The 15,569-nt window shown below is 54.2% G+C and carries 18 protein-coding genes; 15 read left to right on the top strand and 3 right to left on the bottom strand.

Translation table 11 applies throughout. From position 1 onward, the window contains the following. The 13 genes from A15D_RS17155 to A15D_RS05180 all read left to right on the top strand — a co-directional run bounded on the left by A15D_RS17155 (position 1) and on the right by A15D_RS05180 (position 10,684). Positions 1–657 carry a hypothetical protein gene (locus tag A15D_RS17155; RefSeq protein ID WP_146026850.1) on the top strand — a complete coding sequence of 219 codons (657 nt, stop codon included), beginning with the start codon at positions 1–3 and terminating at the stop codon, positions 655–657. Between the two features lie 98 nt (positions 658–755). Next, positions 756–1,562, top strand: a complete 807-nt coding sequence (locus tag A15D_RS05230) for a hypothetical protein (protein WP_102791062.1) — start codon at positions 756–758, stop codon at positions 1,560–1,562. Continuing rightward, on the top strand, positions 1,508–2,248 hold the full coding sequence (locus A15D_RS05225; RefSeq protein WP_146026848.1) for a hypothetical protein: 741 nt from the start codon (positions 1,508–1,510) through the stop codon (positions 2,246–2,248). The genes A15D_RS05230 and A15D_RS05225 overlap by 55 nt, the downstream gene beginning before the upstream one ends. A 14-nt stretch (positions 2,249–2,262) precedes the next feature. After that, positions 2,263–2,469 carry a hypothetical protein gene (locus tag A15D_RS17150; protein ID WP_146026847.1) on the top strand — a complete coding sequence of 69 codons (207 nt, stop codon included), beginning with the start codon at positions 2,263–2,265 and terminating at the stop codon, positions 2,467–2,469. 49 nt (positions 2,470–2,518) lie between these two features. Beyond that, positions 2,519–3,421 (top strand): Flp pilus assembly protein CpaB, encoded by a 903-nt coding sequence (gene cpaB, locus A15D_RS05220; RefSeq protein ID WP_102791060.1) that lies wholly within the window; start codon positions 2,519–2,521, stop codon positions 3,419–3,421. A 45-nt stretch (positions 3,422–3,466) separates the two neighbouring features. Then, a complete protein-coding gene (locus tag A15D_RS05215; RefSeq protein ID WP_158245780.1) occupies positions 3,467–4,780 on the top strand; it encodes a type II and III secretion system protein family protein in 1,314 nt (437 codons plus the stop codon). A gap of 3 nt (positions 4,781–4,783) precedes the next feature. Next, entirely contained in the window at positions 4,784–6,463 is a 1,680-nt protein-coding gene (locus A15D_RS05210; RefSeq protein ID WP_102791058.1) for an ATPase, T2SS/T4P/T4SS family, read from the top strand. Further along, the gene (locus tag A15D_RS05205; protein WP_102791057.1) at positions 6,453–7,307 is read left to right on the top strand and encodes a type II secretion system F family protein; all 855 of its coding nucleotides are present in this window, start codon (positions 6,453–6,455) and stop codon (positions 7,305–7,307) included. Before A15D_RS05210 ends, A15D_RS05205 begins: the two co-directional genes overlap by 11 nt. Continuing rightward, a complete protein-coding gene (locus A15D_RS05200; RefSeq protein ID WP_233192092.1) occupies positions 7,300–8,187 on the top strand; it encodes a type II secretion system F family protein in 888 nt (295 codons plus the stop codon). Before A15D_RS05205 ends, A15D_RS05200 begins: the two co-directional genes overlap by 8 nt. After that, on the top strand, positions 8,184–8,531 hold the full coding sequence (locus tag A15D_RS05195) for a DUF192 domain-containing protein (protein WP_102791055.1): 348 nt from the start codon (positions 8,184–8,186) through the stop codon (positions 8,529–8,531). The genes A15D_RS05200 and A15D_RS05195 overlap by 4 nt, the downstream gene beginning before the upstream one ends. After that, on the top strand, positions 8,500–8,961 hold the full coding sequence (locus A15D_RS05190; protein ID WP_158245779.1) for a tetratricopeptide repeat protein: 462 nt from the start codon (positions 8,500–8,502) through the stop codon (positions 8,959–8,961). Before A15D_RS05195 ends, A15D_RS05190 begins: the two co-directional genes overlap by 32 nt. Positions 8,962–8,996: 35 nt before the next feature. Beyond that, positions 8,997–9,758, top strand: a complete 762-nt coding sequence (locus tag A15D_RS05185; RefSeq protein ID WP_102791053.1) for a TadE/TadG family type IV pilus assembly protein — start codon at positions 8,997–8,999, stop codon at positions 9,756–9,758. A gap of 11 nt (positions 9,759–9,769) precedes the next feature. Further along, the gene (locus A15D_RS05180) at positions 9,770–10,684 is read left to right on the top strand and encodes a hypothetical protein (protein ID WP_102791052.1); all 915 of its coding nucleotides are present in this window, start codon (positions 9,770–9,772) and stop codon (positions 10,682–10,684) included. Between the two features lie 252 nt (positions 10,685–10,936). On the opposite strand, the gene A15D_RS05175 is transcribed toward A15D_RS05180, so the two are convergent. From A15D_RS05175 to A15D_RS05165, 3 genes are all read right to left on the bottom strand, one after another. Beyond that, on the bottom strand, positions 10,937–11,212 hold the full coding sequence (locus A15D_RS05175) for a TonB-dependent receptor (RefSeq protein WP_369825821.1): 276 nt from the start codon (positions 11,210–11,212) through the stop codon (positions 10,937–10,939). 198 nt (positions 11,213–11,410) lie between these two features. Next, positions 11,411–11,905 carry an FxsA family protein gene (locus tag A15D_RS05170; RefSeq protein WP_102791051.1) on the bottom strand — a complete coding sequence of 165 codons (495 nt, stop codon included), beginning with the start codon at positions 11,903–11,905 and terminating at the stop codon, positions 11,411–11,413. A 57-nt stretch (positions 11,906–11,962) separates the two neighbouring features. Next, positions 11,963–12,886, bottom strand: a complete 924-nt coding sequence (locus A15D_RS05165) for a LysR substrate-binding domain-containing protein (protein WP_102791050.1) — start codon at positions 12,884–12,886, stop codon at positions 11,963–11,965. Positions 12,887–12,975: 89 nt separating this feature from the next. Between A15D_RS05165 and A15D_RS05160 the strand changes: the two genes are divergently transcribed. After that, positions 12,976–13,896, top strand: coding sequence for a sterol desaturase family protein (locus A15D_RS05160; RefSeq protein WP_102791049.1), 921 nt, complete (start codon positions 12,976–12,978; stop codon positions 13,894–13,896). 380 nt (positions 13,897–14,276) lie between these two features. Then, positions 14,277–15,296, top strand: a complete 1,020-nt coding sequence (locus tag A15D_RS05155; protein ID WP_102791048.1) for a porin — start codon at positions 14,277–14,279, stop codon at positions 15,294–15,296. Positions 15,297–15,569 lie beyond the last annotated feature (273 nt).

The following is a 15,569-nucleotide window of genomic DNA, read 5'->3' as shown; positions in this document are numbered from 1 at the left end:
ATGCGTTTTTTCATGGTTTTCTTAATAATTATAATGGCGTCTGGTTGCTTTACTGACAGTGATCCGGTTACAGATTCAAAAAATAGATGGTGTGTTGATGGTGATGCTGATCTAGTGAAAATTAAAGACCGGTTCACAATCCCTAATGTGATTCCTGTGGGAGAGATTAAACTCAGGGTCGACTCTTCTTGCCTTGATCCCGTATCTAAGATTGATCCCTATACAAACCCATACCGAAATAGTGATGGAATGAATATGCTTTTTTGTCTTCCTTACGGTGACGAGTGTGGTGAGCGTCCCAACTCTTACATGACGGTATTTAAAGAAGATACAAAGATCAGTCTTCGTAACTGGTTGAATATTGCGCGAAGCAAGGAATTCAGGAATTCACAATCAGGTGTTGACGTCTATCAGAAGATTTCCTCCAGAAATGATGGGAAGGCAGGCAATCAAACTTACTATGTCGATAACGAAGAGAGATATGTTGTCTCGTGTGTTCGAGAAAATACCGATAAGCAAAGGTGCCTTTTTGTTGCTGCGGATAACAAATTTCCATTCTCGTATTACTTGACGGTTCATGGTGATCCTGGTGTCAAGTGGGAAGATGTTTACAGGAAAATGTCTCGGTTTTTCTACGAGGCCGTGGTGAGTCAGTGACTTTTTTCACTTGGCACAGTCAATGATGTCTGACCTTTATATCTAAAATCCGTTATGGGTTCTCAAGGATGAGAAATAATTGTTTTTCATACAGGAATATGCGTGGCCAATCCCTCGTCGGATTTCTTGTGGCCACGATATTTGTGCTTGTCCCTGCGTTTATCGGTGTTTCCTATCTCGCCAAGGCCGGTGAGTTACGTCACAAGACCTATGAAGCTGCCCGCTACAGCGCCTGGGAGAAAGTGGCCTGGCCAGGTGGCGGCGCTGGCCATAGCAAGAGTGATCAACATTTGGCATGGGAAGCCCGTTACCGGGTTATGGGTAAGCCGGATCATGTATTCAACAGCCTCACGGATCACAGAGCGCCGGGTTCTGCAGACCAGGCAATGCTCGATCCCATGTTGTATAGCGCTTATCTGAATCAACCCGGATATATCACTGTAGCGAAAGGTGCTAAGACGTCTTCGACCGGTGCAGCCGTAGCCTCCAGCACCGTCAAAGCTGATCTTGGTGGGATTCTTGGTTCGGGGGGAATGAAGCTGGTGGTGGAAGGGTTGGATCTGGATACCACGGGTTATCGCAAGGCTGCTGTGGAGATGCCGCTTGAGGACCCTGATCAGGCCTGGATTCCGGCCAGTAACTTGTCCATGAAACATCATTATGTGCTGCTCGATAACGCCTGGAATGCGGCAAGCCCAAGTCAGGCGAAATCCCGTGTAAAGAATATGGTCCCCACGGATCTGCTGGATAACGGGGTAATCAGAACAGGTTTAAACCTTGTGGGGTCCATCTTTCCTGAGATCAGAAGCGATAACCTCGAGTTTGGCAAGGTGGATGTGGAAGTGGCGCCATGTCAGCGGTTATCCACTTATTCTGGTTCTACAGCGCCTTCGGCCTGTCGTTGAGTGACAACATGATACTAGTCAATCGTTTGCTCATTTGTGCTGGCTTGCTGCTTTCCAGTATTGCCCATTCTTCAGGCTGGCCAGACGTTCCCGTGCCTGAGGGCGTCAGCGTCACCCAGGTTTCTGAGGATATGGTATTCAATGGCGTGCCTATGAAGATATTCAGTTTTGAATACCTTCCCGGAAGACAAAAGCTGCTTGATTTCTACCGGAATTCCTGGCGCGAGGAAGAAGTTGAGTTCAAGGAGCATGAGCAGGGTCAGTGGGTCATTCTGAGTGCGCCCCACGACAAGTTCTACGTGACGGTTCAGGTGTCCCAACTCGGTAACACGGGTTATGCGCAGATTGGTATCAGTAACTGGGGGGCCGTCAGCAAGAAATCTCCCGACCCGGGAACAGGGTTCCCACGCCTGCCTGATTCGCTGGTGGTGAATGATATCCGTGCCTCTGATTCAGGTCGTCGATCCCGGACACTGCTGGTCGAGAACGGCCATTCCATCGCCAGTAACTACCGCTATTACATGGGGCATTTCCAGCGTCAGCACTGGAATTTGGTCAGGAGCAATCTGGATGTGAAGAAAGGCGCTGCTGCGATCACGGTAGCCAGGGATGACCGTGAAATGGAGATTGTCCTCACGGAGCAGGGGCGCAGATCTCACATCTTCGCTGTCGAAATTACTCATTAATCATGGATGAAACGATGAGTCACAGGAACATCACAACAGCATCGGGTTTGAGACGCCATCTGCGTGGGCAGGCCTATGTGGAATATATCGTCGCGACAGTCTTCCTGATTGCCGCTCTTTTTGCACCGGTGTTCAACGGTGAAAGTGCCATGAGTTTGCTGATCGCCGCTTTTCAGGCGAATCAGGAATCCTACGTGTGGGCCATGTCCGTGCCGGATTGAAGCTGAGCCTCTCGATTAGTTCGCCATTCTTAATAGCAAGGTATGTCAAATGAAAAAGTACGCAGCCCTTATCATGCTGGTTGTAGCTGTGGGGCTTTCCGCGTTGGCCGGTTGGTTGGGTTTTAGCTACCTGGAACAGCGCGAAACTGCTTTGAGGCAGGAGTTAAACCAGATGGAACGGCCGGTCACCGTAGTGGTTGCCAAGTCGGATTTGTATCCGGGGGACGTGATTGGTTCCCACAATATGGCGGTGATGGATATGCCGGGTCAGTATCTGCCCTCCGGTGTCATTGTGGTAGATGCCTTTGGCTCCGTTGAAGGGCTCCGGTTAAAGGTGCCCATGCGTTCAGGATCCCCCCTGATTCAGGCTTTTGTCGCCGGATCTCCGGGAACAGGTAGCTTTGCCGAGCTACTTAGGCCTGGTGAGCGTGCTGTCACTCTGGAAGCAGACCCTCTGAAGTCCATCGAAGGCATGATCAACTCCGGGGACAGCGTCGATCTGGTGTTGCTGCTGGATGGCGAAGAGTCCGAAACCTCGGATAGCCCTCCCATTATCAATTTGCTCGATAACGCCACGGTTCTTGCCACCGGGGTTCGCACTCTTGCGGATGTGGGCCACCAGGATAACGGCACGCTTTACAACTCGATCACCCTGGGTATTCCGGTCGATAAAATCCAGTCCGTGCTGACGGCAGATGAGAAGGGCGAGGTGTTCTTTCTTCTGCGGCACCCGGATGACATGGGCGTAGCGAGATTTGGTGATGAAGTGGGTAACGGTAAGGGGGTCGAGATCATTGCCGGAGGGCGCTCCAACGGTGGGGTGTTAAGTTCCAGCAGCCAGGTGATTTCCAGTCATGAAGACGGTATCTGGCAGGAGAAGGCCGCTGAGAGTGGACGTGTCTACAGCCTTACGAGGCATCAGTGGGACGACGCCGAGCGCAGCGCTAATTAAAAAGTGGGTAGATTATTCATGGATGAAATAACCAGATTTTTTCCAGTGCACAAAGCATTGCTGTTGTTGTCTCTGGTTTTTGGGGTGCTGACACCGGGGCTGCCTCAGGCGGCAAACTGGAACGTGGACCTGTTTGCGGGTCAGGCGAGAACCTTTGCGTTGGGAACGGTCACACGAGTTGCCGTGGGTAATCCGGATGTAGTGAATTACAAGGTGCTGGATGACGGTAACCTATTGTTGATAGGGGTTCAGCCCGGTATTTCTACCGTTTCAGTGTGGAAAGAAGCGGATCGGCAGGTGTCTCTGGAGGTATCGGTTACCCCATTGCCTGTGGATCGTCAGATGAAGGTGGCTGAACAGCTCGCCAGTCATGTGGATGGTCTTACTGTAGAGACCATGGGCCAGAACCTGGTTTTTAAGGGGCGGGTTTCCAGCGAATTTACCCAAACTATCAATCGTATAATCGGTCAGCTTCCGGGGGCGATTAATCTGGTACGCGACGACGGTTTTGAGAAAGCAGAACTGGTTCGCCTTGATGTAAAAATTGTTGAGCTTAAACGTCAGGATATCCAGAAGCTTGGAGTGAGGTGGGATAGCGAGATTGGTGGCCCAGCCTATGGCCTGCATGCGCCGGTGACCACAAATCCGGTATTTGGTGTGATCAGCCCGGCACAAAATGGCCTGTCTGGTGAAATCCGAAATGCCCTGCAAAATGCCAACTATCCGGTGAACAGCTATGACACCTTGCAGTACTTTGGTGCCACTACAGGTATTACGTCTACCATTGATGCCATGGCTGAGGCGGGTAATGCACGGATTCTGACCGCGCCAAGATTGATTGCACGTAGTGGTGCGACGGCGGAGTTTCAGGCGGGTGGTGAATTCCCCATTCCTGTGATCAATCAGGATGGTTTTACCAATGTGGATTTTCGTGATTACGGTGTTCTGCTGAGTATCGCGCCCCTGGTGCAGGGGGATGACATCATGATTTCCCTTGCTGCCGAGGTTAGCAATATCGACCCTGCGGTTCAGGTCAATGGTATTCCGGGCCTTCTCAATCGTAGTACCTCCACCACCATCAACCTGAAGAACCATGACTCGCTGGTTGTTTCGGGCCTGATTTCCAATGTCAGCTCATCCCAGACCCAGAAAGTGCCTTTTCTGGGTGATATCCCAATTATTGGCAAGCTTTTCAGTAGCAAGGATGACCGCGTGGAAGAAGCGGAAGTGCTGATCATGGTGACGCCGCACATTGTTCAGGCCGAAGACGGCGACAATCAGGCCTTGGTCAGCCGGGTACAGAGCTATGTCGAGGACGTCAAACTCGATACCGAACTCGACACCCTGCTGCTGGAATAAATCATGCTGTATGTCTTGGTAAAAACCCGCAAGGGGACTCTGGTCGGTAGTTATCGGAGCGAAAGCTGTCTGCATGTGCTGGGCCGTAGTGATGCCAGCCTGGTGCCAATGGTAGGTCGCAAGATTGGGCTGGATCATGCCAGCCTGGAAATTCGTGAGGGCGGTGTCTTCATCGTAGACAGGGGCCACAAGGCCGGAACCTATGTCAACGATGCCAGAGTCGCTGAGTATGGTCCTCTTAAGCGTGAGGATACGATCTCCATTGGGGATTATCGTTTGCAGTGCCATGCCGAGGGGGTCGAGGTCGCTACCAGCACTAGCAGTGCAGGAGACAGCGTGCCCGAACTTCATGATGCGGATATCAGCACGGCTGGTAGTGCCCAGGCGCCTAGGATGGCGTTCTGGCGTGCCACTATCCGTCGCTCTCTGGTCACCTACATGGACCTACGCCGTATCAATGTGGCGGAGATGGATGACAGTGCACTGCGGGTACTGACATCGGAAGCCATCGACAGAATCATTCAGGATCAGGCGGATCTGGATGCCGACATCGACAGGGAAGAACTGGCCCGCCAGGTACTGGCAGAAGCGGTAGGGCTTGGCCCTCTGGAGCCGCTGATTGCGGACGACAGTATCTCTGAGATTATGGTCAATTCCCGTGATGAGATTTTCTACGAGAAGTCCGGGGTGCTGCAGAAATCCGAGGTAACCTTCACCGATGATTCTGCGGTGGTTTCTGCCATTGAGCGGATCGTCTCACCATTGGGGCGGCGTATCGATGAGAGTTCCCCCATGGTGGATGCGCGCCTCAAAGATGGATCCCGTGTCAATGCAGTGATTCCTCCTCTTGCGCTGAAGGGACCTAATATCACCATCCGCAAATTCATGAAAGAAAGGCTCACGTCGGACCACTTGCTGCGTTTTGGCTCCATGGACGAAAAGATGGTGGGATTTCTTGAGCTGGCGGTGGAACAGAAGAAGAACATTCTGATTTCCGGGGGAACCGGCTCTGGTAAAACCACGCTGCTGAATGTGCTGTCCAATTTTATTCCCGACGGTGAACGTATCATCACAGTGGAAGATGCAGCGGAACTCAAGCTGTATCAGCCCAACCTGATATCACTGGAGGCGCGTCCTTCCAATCAGGAAGGAAAGGGCGAGGTGACCATCCGGGATCTGGTGAAGAACTGTTTGCGTATGCGTCCTGACCGCATTGTGGTCGGTGAGTGTCGTGGCGGTGAGGCGCTGGACATGCTGCAGGCCATGAACACTGGTCATGATGGCTCCCTGACAACCATTCATGCCAACACTCCCCGCGACTGCCTGTCGCGGATTGAGGTCTTGGTGCTGATGTCCGGTATGGAGCTGCCGGTTCAGGCTATCCGTGAGCAGATAACCTCTGCCATCGATATTATTGTCCAGCAGACACGCTTCTCCTGTGGCTCAAGAAAAGTCACCAGCATCACCGAAGTGAACGGCATTGAGGCCGGGGTGATCCAGCTGTCAGAAATCTTCCGGTTTGCCCATTCCGGCTATGGTCCCGATGGCAAGGTTAGCGGTGAGTTCGTTTCCACCGGGAATGTGCCCGACTTCGTTGAAGGGTTGCGGCAGCGCAATGTGAAGATAGACATGCGCCTGTTCAATAACGTTCATAAGCCTCAGGATCCTGGCCATGGATTCTAGTCTGGCGGTGGTGCTGCTCCTGCTCTGTGTCAGTGTGTTTGCGCTGTCGCTTGTGACGTACAAGATCTTCACCACGGCACTGCACAAGTATCAGGACCATTTCAAGATGAATGCCGAGACCAACTTGGCTGACATGTTCATCTTCATTGATCCTTCCCGGCTGCTGCTGATTGGCTTCTGGGTGTTGTTGGTGTCGTCACTGTTGGTTTGGCTGATCAGCGGAAACCTGTTCTTCAGTGTGTTTCTGGCCGCATTTCTCGCCGCGTCGCCACGGGTGGTGTATTCCGTTCTACACGCCAAACGGCGGGAGAAATTCAATCTCGCCCTCCCTGACGGTTTGTCGTCCATTGCCGCTATGCTACGGGCTGGCTCCAACCTTTCATCCGCGCTGGAATTGATGGTTCAGGAATCCAGGGGGCCGATCCAGCAAGAATTTGGCCTGCTGCTTCGCGAAGTGAAGATGGGCGTGGATTTCAGTGTTTCCCTGGACAACATGCTGCAGCGGATTTCCAGTGACGAACTGCAGATGACCGTCGCCGGGATGAAGATCGCCCGGGATGTGGGCGGCAGCCTGGCGGAAGTGCTGGAGCGGCTTTCCGATACGATCCGCAGAAAGATCGAGATTGAGGGCAAGATCCGCTCACTGACGGCCATGGGCAAGGCGCAGGGAGTGGTAATGGCACTGTTACCTTTCGTGGTGGGTTTCGCGATTGCCCAGATCGAACCGGATGCGGTGGACAAGTTCTTCACTACCTACGTGGGGTGGGGCGCCTGTGCCGTGATTGTGGTGATGGAACTGATGGGCTTCTGGTTTATCCGGAAGATAGTGGCGATCGATGTCTGAGATGCAGAGTGTCTATGCGGTAGCAGCCCTGGTGTTGCTTGCTTGTTCGCTGGTGGTGCTGTTTGTGGCGTTCCGGCGTGTGTTCAGGGAGGTGGAACAGGATGAACGGGAGTTCATGGATCCCCTTCCGCCCATGCTGAGGTTGATATGGCCGCTGATTACCTTTTCTGCTCACTACTTTGGTGGTGCCATGAAAGCGGAGCAGGTTGCCAGACGTAACCGGATGCTTGCCCAGTCAGGTCAGTCTTTCATGTTCAATGCTCAGCAATTTCTGGGGCTGCAGATGGTGACAGGAATTCTGGCCGCCGCTGGGTGTGTGATTGCCGCCCTGTTGCTCGATGCGTTTGACGGGTTTTGGGTGTTGTGTGCGCTGGTGGTGGGTTTCTTTCTGCCCTTGCTCAAGACGCGGGAGTTGGCCAATAAGCGCAGGGAACGAATCGTTCGCCAGCTCCCCACCTATCTTGATTATCTGTCCATGAGTATTCAGGCCGGCACCAACTTTACCGGGGCCATCAACCATGCCGTTGAGAAGGGTCCTGATGGCCCGTTCAAGGAGGAACTGTCCAAGGTGGTTCGTGATCTGAGAGCCGGTATGGGGCGCTTTGATGCGCTCCGACTGATGGCAGACCGGATTGATATCGACTCAGTCAATACCTTCGTCAATGCGGTGGTTCAGGCAGAGAAAACCGGGGCTAGTATCGGCGAGACGCTAAAGATTCAGGCTAACCAGCGGCGTATTGAGCGCTTCCAGTTGGCCGAGAAAAAAGCCATGGAAGCACCGGTGAAACTGATCTTCCCCCTGGTGGCGTTCATTTTTCCCGCCACCTTTATAGTCATCGGTTTCCCGATTGGCATGAAACTCTGGGAGACCTTGCAATGAAGGTGCTCATCAATGGAGACCCCGCGGAGCTGGAGCTGACAGAAGCAAAGCGCTTTTCCCAACGGTTCCTGGGGCTGACCGTGTTCAGTCATTTACCTGCCGATAGAGGCCTGATTTTTCGTCGCTGCCGTTCCATTCATATGTTCTTTATGAGGTTTCCTATTGATGTGGTTTTTCTCGACCGGTCGGGAGGGGTGGTGCGGATTTGTGAGTCGCTGAAGCCTTGGTCCATGGCCTTTTCAGCAAAGGCTGACACAGTGATTGAGCTTGCGGCCAACATGGCTCGGGCTAAAGGTTTTAATGAGGGATGTTATGTACAGATTGTTGATGCTGCTGGCTGTTAGTTTACTGGTGGGCTGTGCGTCCAGCCCATCGGATTCGAGGTATCAGGAGGAGACGGCGAATACGCTGCTTATGGCTGAGGAAAGCTATCGGCATGGCTTGTGGTCGGAAGCGGAGTCTTACTATCAGGAACTGGTAGATGAGAACCCCGAGTTGTATCAGGCCTGGTTCCGGCTGGGTAACATTTATGCCCGAAGTGGCCAGCTGGATGCCGCGGTCACCATGTATGAGCGCTGTCTGGAGCTGGATCCTGAGCAGGCTCGCGGCTGGTATAACCTTTCCGTAGTCAGAGCTCGGCAGTCGTTACAGCTTGCCATGCAGGCGCAACAACGCTTTGTGGGCAGTTCTCCTGAAGCGGCACAGCAGTTCTCTGATTTTCGTGACCGGATAGCGTCTGCTTTAACCGGAAACAGCGGCCAGGGTACGCGGTAATGCATCGCAGGTTACGGGGCCAGCGAGGCCAGGCGATGACAGAATTCCTGATTACCTTTGCCTGGGGGGTGCCGCTGATCTTTGCGATTCTTCAGTTCGGCATGCTCTACCGGACCAAGGCCACGCTCAATGACGCGACATTTCGAGCCGCCCGTGCAGGCAGTGTCAATCATGCCTACTCCGTGGAGATGAAATCCGCTTTGGTCAGGGGAATGATGCCGGACAATTACCGTGTCGCTCCGGGTGAAACCCCAGGCCTGATGGATTATGAAGCGGAAATGCTCAAGCATGTGCTGGCGTATCAGACGACCCATGCGCTGGGCGCCAAGGTAGAGGTGACCTCGCCAACCCAGGCAGTTTTTACCCGTTTGGCCAAAAGGGCCTGGGTGCTGGAGCCCTGTGCCGGCTCGGCATGCCCTCATGAGGGTAAGCACCGTGAAGTGTCCAGCCGCAATCGTCCTTATCAGATTCCCAATGACAACCTGAAGCAGCGTCCGACTACGGTAATCAATGCCGGGGGTACGGCCATGAATGTGCAGGATGCCAATCTGTTGTCCGTAAGAACCCTGTGGTGTCAGGAAATGACTGTACCCGTAATTAATGCGCTGGTCTGGGAGAGCCTGGATCTGTTTGGTGGCTTGGGTGGGCCGGGCGACTGGTTGCGCTGCAAGGCCTATGGCGCCCTGCACGGAGGCTACCACCTGCCATTATCCGCCCACTCGGTGATTCGCATGCAGACTCCGATCCGCTGCGAAGGGAATGTCACCGGTAACCGCAACTGTAAAAATCTTAAATAGGGAGTTGTCTGATGTTTCGTATTCTACTGGTGGCTGTGTTATGCAGTATCTCCACCTTATCCCTCGCGTTCGATCCTGGTGGTCTCTTCAAAAACGAAATTCTGGTATCCCGTGATTATGAGGTCATGGATAAGGTAAGTCTCCAGACTGCGCCGGTACGTTACCTGGACAAAGAACGAGAGCTTTCAGGTTATGCCAGCGGTGGGGAAATCAGTGTTGTGGGTAAAGCATTTCAGTATGTTTTGGATCACCAAGCCGCGGATAGCAACATGAGCATTTATGCCCATTATCATGACGCTCTTACCAAAAATGGCTATGAAATTGCTTTTGACTGCGAGGGAATGGCTTGTGGTGATAGCGCTGGCTGGCGTCTGCTATTGGGGCGAGAGCTTGCCGGTCACACTGAAAACCAGCTTTACCTGCTTGCTTACAAGGGCGTAGGTGGCCTAAGAGGCGAGTACGTCTCGGTCTATGTCAACGAAGTGGATGACCAACCAAGAAGTCTGGTGAAAGTCGTTACTGGGGGTACTGTCGCTACGGTGCGCTCTTTGCCGCAATCGGCAGGAGAGGTCTCATTGTTTTACCCCGTAGGGGAAATTGAGATCGGGCTGAAGGGGCTCATTGTTGTTGAAGCAATTGCCCAGGCGCTCAATCGTTCTTCTGGTGGACGTGTCGTGATCAAGGGCTATGCAGACGGAGAGCCGTCGGAGCGCAATGCGATGTTGGCGTCGGGCAGAGCAGATACGGTTTACCGTGAATTATTGAGCAGGCTGAACAGCAGCTATGCCGACGTCTCCAACGGTGGTGGCCTTGTGGGGCAGGGGGGTAACCGATCCCAGGCGAATCGCCGTGTGGATCTGACGGTGATTTTACCTGATGAAGCGGTTGTTCAGCGTGACGGTGCGTCTTCACGCCAAGAAGGTTAGTTGACAGGTGATTACAGATCCCAGTGCAGTTCGGCGAAATAGGTGTGGCTGGGGTAGGGGGTGATGGGGTCACCGTTAACGTTAACGTTAACGTTGTCGATGCCTATGGCCAGGCTTATGTGTGTGTTGATCCGGTAGTGGCCCTGCAGGTTGGCTCGCCAGTCGGGACCTGGAGGAAACGTTTTCCTTCTGAGTCGGGGTGGCGCGGTTTTCTCGGTGATTACGCCCGTCCAGGAGAGGGGGCGTCCATACTCAGGGCAGGGACCAGTAACCTTGGCACGGGCCGATGAACTCAATGCCCCGTGAGCGAACCCGGTCGATGTTCTGGTAATTGGTGACCAGGGTGAAGACATTGGTTTGCCGAAAGATGGCATCGTCCATGTCGTTTTGCCAGAAGCTGAGCGTGAGCGTGGCTTGCGGGTTAAGCCTCTTGAACATCAGGTTTTTGCTAAGCCCGGATTCGGTTTTCAGGTCAGGGGTAAATGTCGCATTAAAATTACCGGCACAGTCCAGTGTGCCTTGATACAGCTCGCAACAGTGGAGAAGCGGTGGGCTTGCCCGACTGAGATCACGGTGAGCCAGTAGTCAGAGGGTGGATAGCGCGGTGGCTTTGGGAGAGAACGCGTTTACTTGTCGGGGGCTCTCTGTGGGCCAGGCGTTGTACACATAGCCTCCGTCACGGTGTTTTCGCATTCAGTAATCCTTCGCTGTGTACTGGACGGGAATCTAGTCAGTGCGTTGCGATTCGCCATCAATGGTCACGTGGCCGTCGTTTCTGTCTGCGGGCTGCTGGAAGGGCTGGCCGCTATGTTGTGTGTAGGCGGTATAGGTGAAACCGCCCTGACGCTGGGTGGCAAACCCCTGAAGTGTGCCTTTGGCGATGATCCGGCGGGCCATCAGCCGGCGGGAGGTTGGCAACAGCAGGGCAAAACCGACTGCGTCGGTAATAAACCCGGGGGTGATCAGTAGGGCGCCGCCGAGCAGTAGCATGATGCCTTCCACCATTTCTTGGCCGGGCATGTCTCCTTGCTGCATTTTCTGGTTGAGGCGTATCCAGGTGTCGAGGCCCTGACGGCGAAAGAGAAAGCTGCCAAGCAGCGCCGTGGTGACGGTTGCAATAATAGTCACCGGCCAACCGATCATGCCGGCTACCTGGGCCAGGACGATGACTTCCAGTAGTGCAAAGCCAAAGATAAAGAAGAAGATGCGGCCAAAACTCATGGGGGATCCTGTTGGTTGGGGGCCTGAATAAGGAGATGGCGATGACTTGGCCAGGATTCAAGGGGGCGAAAGGTGGCCAAGGTCTGCCAGGGTGGCCTGGAGCTGGTGGCGTAGCCAACGGTGGGCGGGGTCCTGTTCCACGGCGGGTGACCACACCATATAGATGGGGACAGGGGGGATAGGCACTGGAAAGGCGAGTACTTGCAGGTCCATGGCATCGGCATAGAGGCGGGCCAGTCGCTCAGGGACTGTGGCAATCATGTCCGAGCCTGCGGCGGTTGCCAGCATGCTGGCAAATTGGGTAACCCGTGCTCCGGTGCGACGTTGCCAGCCGGGGGCGTCAAGAATCTGGTCCAGAGGCAGTCGGCGGTTGCGGTCAGGCAAAACCACATGCTCGGCCTGCAGGAAAGCATGTTTGCTGCATTTGCCCTGCAGTGTGGGGTGCTGGCGGCGTGCAACCACGACCAGGTTTTCTTCCAGAAGGGTGTCTCGGTGCAGGCGGTCGTCATCATGTACGAAGGCGTCGATGGCCAGATCTGCCCGGGTCTTGTGCAGGTCTTCTGTCATGTCATCTCCGGCCGAGGTGACTTCCAGTATCACATCGGGGGCCTGCTGGCGGATTCTGGCCAGCAAGGGCGGCAGCAGAACCATCTCGAAGTAATCCACGCTGATGATGCGAAAGTGGCGTTGGCTACTGGCGGGGTCGAACCGGTTTCCCGGATCAAGGATGTCACGCAAGGTATTGAGCTGGGGGGCGAGTTGCTCATGCAGTTCGCGGGCACGGGGGGTGGGCTCCATACCTGAGCGGGTTCGGACAAAGAGCGCGTCGCCGAGAGTGTGGCGCAGGCGCTGTAGGGCGGCGCTGATTGCAGGTTGACTCATGCCGAGCGTGTCTGCTGCTCTGGAGAGTTGGCCGTGCTCCATGATGGCAACAAACACAGGGAGCAGATTCAGGTCGATGCCGCGCAAATTCAGTTTCATGGATATTACTTATATCAAATATCGATTTGGAAAATAAGTAGGCCCTCTCTAGTTTTGGCGTTGCGCACAACCCAAACTGGAGAATAACAATGGACCAGATCCTGACCCTATCGGTCACTACTTTCATTATCCTCACTGCGGTGTGGGAAGTTTTTGCAGGCCGCACCCGTGATGGGCGTAAAACCCGCCAGGACTGGAAAGTGGCTTTTCTTGCCACTTTCATGATGGTCGCGATCCAGCGCCCGCTGGTGCTGTTGCTCATTACCCTTGGGCTGACCAAGCTGTTTCCGGGCAGTGCCGGTTCGCTGGCCTGGCTGGAGGCTGAGTATTTCGTGCCGACGCTGATCGCTTTCTTCTGTATCGAAGAATTCCTGCACGGTGCTTTCCACCTGTTTGCCCATCGTCGCCGTCCCAACAACAAGGTGCTGCAGTGGATACAGGCGTTCTACAAGATGAGTCATCGTCCCCACCATTTGGCCGGTGGTCAGGACAACAAGGGGCAGTTGTCCGTCACTCAGACGTTTGTGAATGGCTGGGCCTGGTGGTTCATCATGCCGAACTACACCTTTCAGCTGGTGTGCCTGTATCTGGGGCTGGTGGAAGTCTTTCTGGTGGCGACAGCATTCAAGGGCCTGTGGGCGGCTCAGACTCACGTGAACTGGAACTGGGACCTGTATTTCCACAATCACAAGTGGGCTTGGGTGCGTAAGACCATGTGGGCGCTGGCGCATGTGATTACCTTCCCGACCCAGCATCATCATCATCATGCGCGCGGACCTAATTCCGCCAAGAACGTCACTGCGACTCTGGCGATTTACGACTGGCTGATTTTTGGCACGCTGGCCATTGAGAAGGAAAAACCGAAGATGTACGGCTGGCGCCAGAATGACGAAGAAGCCAACAGCGTGCTCAAGCGATATTTCTTCTGGGATGTGCGCCAGTACATGCCCGGCGGTGCTGCCAAAGCAAAGGCGAAGAAAGCTGCGAAAAGTGTTGCCGAGGCGGCATGATAAAACGCTAGCCTGAAAGCCCTTGCTTGGTAGAGTGGGGCATGCCCAACCGCCGGGTAGCCGGCGGTTTGTACGTCTTGAACAGAGATTCTTGCCTGCCGTTTTGGGAGCCATGCTTGCATGGCGGCCCGGGCTCAGGAGGCAAAATCGGCTTTCAGGCTTGCCCCTGCGCTGCGAGAGGTCGACGGCTGCAACCCCTGCAAAACCCTGCCTAGCCTCACAAAGTTCCCAGTGAAATAAAAACTTCACATAAGAGCAACTTTTCCGTCACCACCCCTCCCCATACTGCCCCCCCAAGCAGAAAGCGATGCTTAAAAACAGGGCATCAGCATTTGCTGATCCCTGCTTATTACATATTGCCTGATTGAAGGAGTGTTGGAATGAAGAAGAATTTGCTTGCGATCGCTGTGGGGGCTGCCGTTGCCATGCCGGGCGTTGTACTGGCTGACGGTCCGACTGTTTACGGTAAAGTGAACATCTCCCTGGAGCAGATGAGCTATGACCCGTCTCCGGCTGCGCCGAACAACGACGACGAGTTTGAACTGCAGAGCAATGCTTCCCGCCTGGGCGTGAAGGGTGACCTGGATCTGGACGTGGCCAACCTGAAAGCCATCTACCAGGCCGAATTCGAAATCAGCGTCGATGACGGTGACAAGAGCGGTCAGACTTTCACCCAACGTAACATCTTCGGTGGTCTGCAGGGCGGTTTCGGTACCCTGAAAGCGGGTAAATTCGATACCCCGACCAAGCTGGCTCAAGGCAAGATCGACCAGTTCAACGATCTGGACGGCGATATCAAGAACGTTATGCCGGGTGAGAACCGTGCTTCCAACATCATCCAGTACAGCACTCCGAAGCTGGCTGACATGATCACCCTGAACGCCGCCTTCATCCCGAACGAAGACAGCGATGACTTCGACGGTGACGGTGAGAACGAAAACGGCCTGGCGGATTCTACCTCCATCTCTCTGGTGCTGGAAAAAGACATGTTCTTCGCCGCTCTGTCTCACGACACCAGCATCGAAGACGACCTGGTGGCTGATACCCAGACCTTCGCAGGTACCTCCACTCTGGATATCACCCGCGTAGCAGCTGGCATCAAGCCGGGCAACTTCGAACTGGGTGCAATCTACCAGATGGCTGAAGAATCAGAAGGTGACGGTGAAGATGCTGCTGTTGTTGTCAGCGCGGCCTTCAAAATCGACCGCATCAAGCTGAAAGCACAGTACGGAATGGCTGAAGGCGACAGCAACGACGAAGAAATCACTCAGTACAGCCTGGGTGCCGACTATAAGCTGGCCAAAGCTACCAAGACCTACGTGTACTTCAACAACCTGGAAGCCGACATCGCTGACGAAGAAGTTCAGACCATCGGTATCGGTATGGAACACAAGTTCTAAAATAATAAGGCCGGGGCCCACCCCGGCCACGATTTCCTCGACGCAAGTGACAGCTGCCCGCCTTTCGGCGGGCTTTTTTTATTTGGGAGGAGGGGAATCCACAAGCTAGTGATTAAAGTGCGCATCTATATTAATGCTGTAGGAAACCATGTTCGCATGACGAATGATCGCCTTGCGAGCAAGGCTCCTACAGCTGCTCTGCCTCTCCCTGTAGGATGGCGATTCTGTCGTTAAGGGGGCCCAGTCCCTTGTTGGCCAGCCGTATTTGATCAC

This window comes from Alcanivorax sp. MD8A, from assembly GCF_002888555.1.
GTDB lineage: Bacteria > Pseudomonadota > Gammaproteobacteria > Pseudomonadales > Alcanivoracaceae > Alcanivorax.
The sequence above is the reverse complement of the archived record's forward strand: the minus strand, read 5'-3'. Positions and strand labels throughout refer to the sequence as shown.

Bases quoted from the DNA above. Each gene is read 5' to 3' on its own strand.
- A15D_RS17155 (WP_146026850.1), top strand. From the start codon at position 1: ATGCGTTTTTTCATGGTTTTCTTAATAATTATAATGGCGTCTGGTTGC.
- A15D_RS05230 (WP_102791062.1), top strand. From the start codon at position 756: ATGCGTGGCCAATCCCTCGTCGGATTTCTTGTGGCCACGATATTTGTG.
- A15D_RS05225 (WP_146026848.1), top strand. From the start codon at position 1,508: ATGTCAGCGGTTATCCACTTATTCTGGTTCTACAGCGCCTTCGGCCTG.
- A15D_RS17150 (WP_146026847.1), top strand. From the start codon at position 2,263: ATGAGTCACAGGAACATCACAACAGCATCGGGTTTGAGACGCCATCTG.
- cpaB (WP_102791060.1), top strand. From the start codon at position 2,519: ATGAAAAAGTACGCAGCCCTTATCATGCTGGTTGTAGCTGTGGGGCTT.
- A15D_RS05210 (WP_102791058.1), top strand. From the start codon at position 4,784: ATGCTGTATGTCTTGGTAAAAACCCGCAAGGGGACTCTGGTCGGTAGT.
- A15D_RS05205 (WP_102791057.1), top strand. From the start codon at position 6,453: ATGGATTCTAGTCTGGCGGTGGTGCTGCTCCTGCTCTGTGTCAGTGTG.
- A15D_RS05200 (WP_233192092.1), top strand. From the start codon at position 7,300: ATGTCTGAGATGCAGAGTGTCTATGCGGTAGCAGCCCTGGTGTTGCTT.
- A15D_RS05195 (WP_102791055.1), top strand. From the start codon at position 8,184: ATGAAGGTGCTCATCAATGGAGACCCCGCGGAGCTGGAGCTGACAGAA.
- A15D_RS05190 (WP_158245779.1), top strand. From the start codon at position 8,500: ATGTACAGATTGTTGATGCTGCTGGCTGTTAGTTTACTGGTGGGCTGT.
- A15D_RS05185 (WP_102791053.1), top strand. From the start codon at position 8,997: ATGACAGAATTCCTGATTACCTTTGCCTGGGGGGTGCCGCTGATCTTT.
- A15D_RS05180 (WP_102791052.1), top strand. From the start codon at position 9,770: ATGTTTCGTATTCTACTGGTGGCTGTGTTATGCAGTATCTCCACCTTA.
- A15D_RS05170 (WP_102791051.1), bottom strand. From the start codon at position 11,905: ATGAGTTTTGGCCGCATCTTCTTCTTTATCTTTGGCTTTGCACTACTG.
- A15D_RS05165 (WP_102791050.1), bottom strand. From the start codon at position 12,886: ATGAAACTGAATTTGCGCGGCATCGACCTGAATCTGCTCCCTGTGTTT.
- A15D_RS05160 (WP_102791049.1), top strand. From the start codon at position 12,976: ATGGACCAGATCCTGACCCTATCGGTCACTACTTTCATTATCCTCACT.
- A15D_RS05155 (WP_102791048.1), top strand. From the start codon at position 14,277: ATGAAGAAGAATTTGCTTGCGATCGCTGTGGGGGCTGCCGTTGCCATG.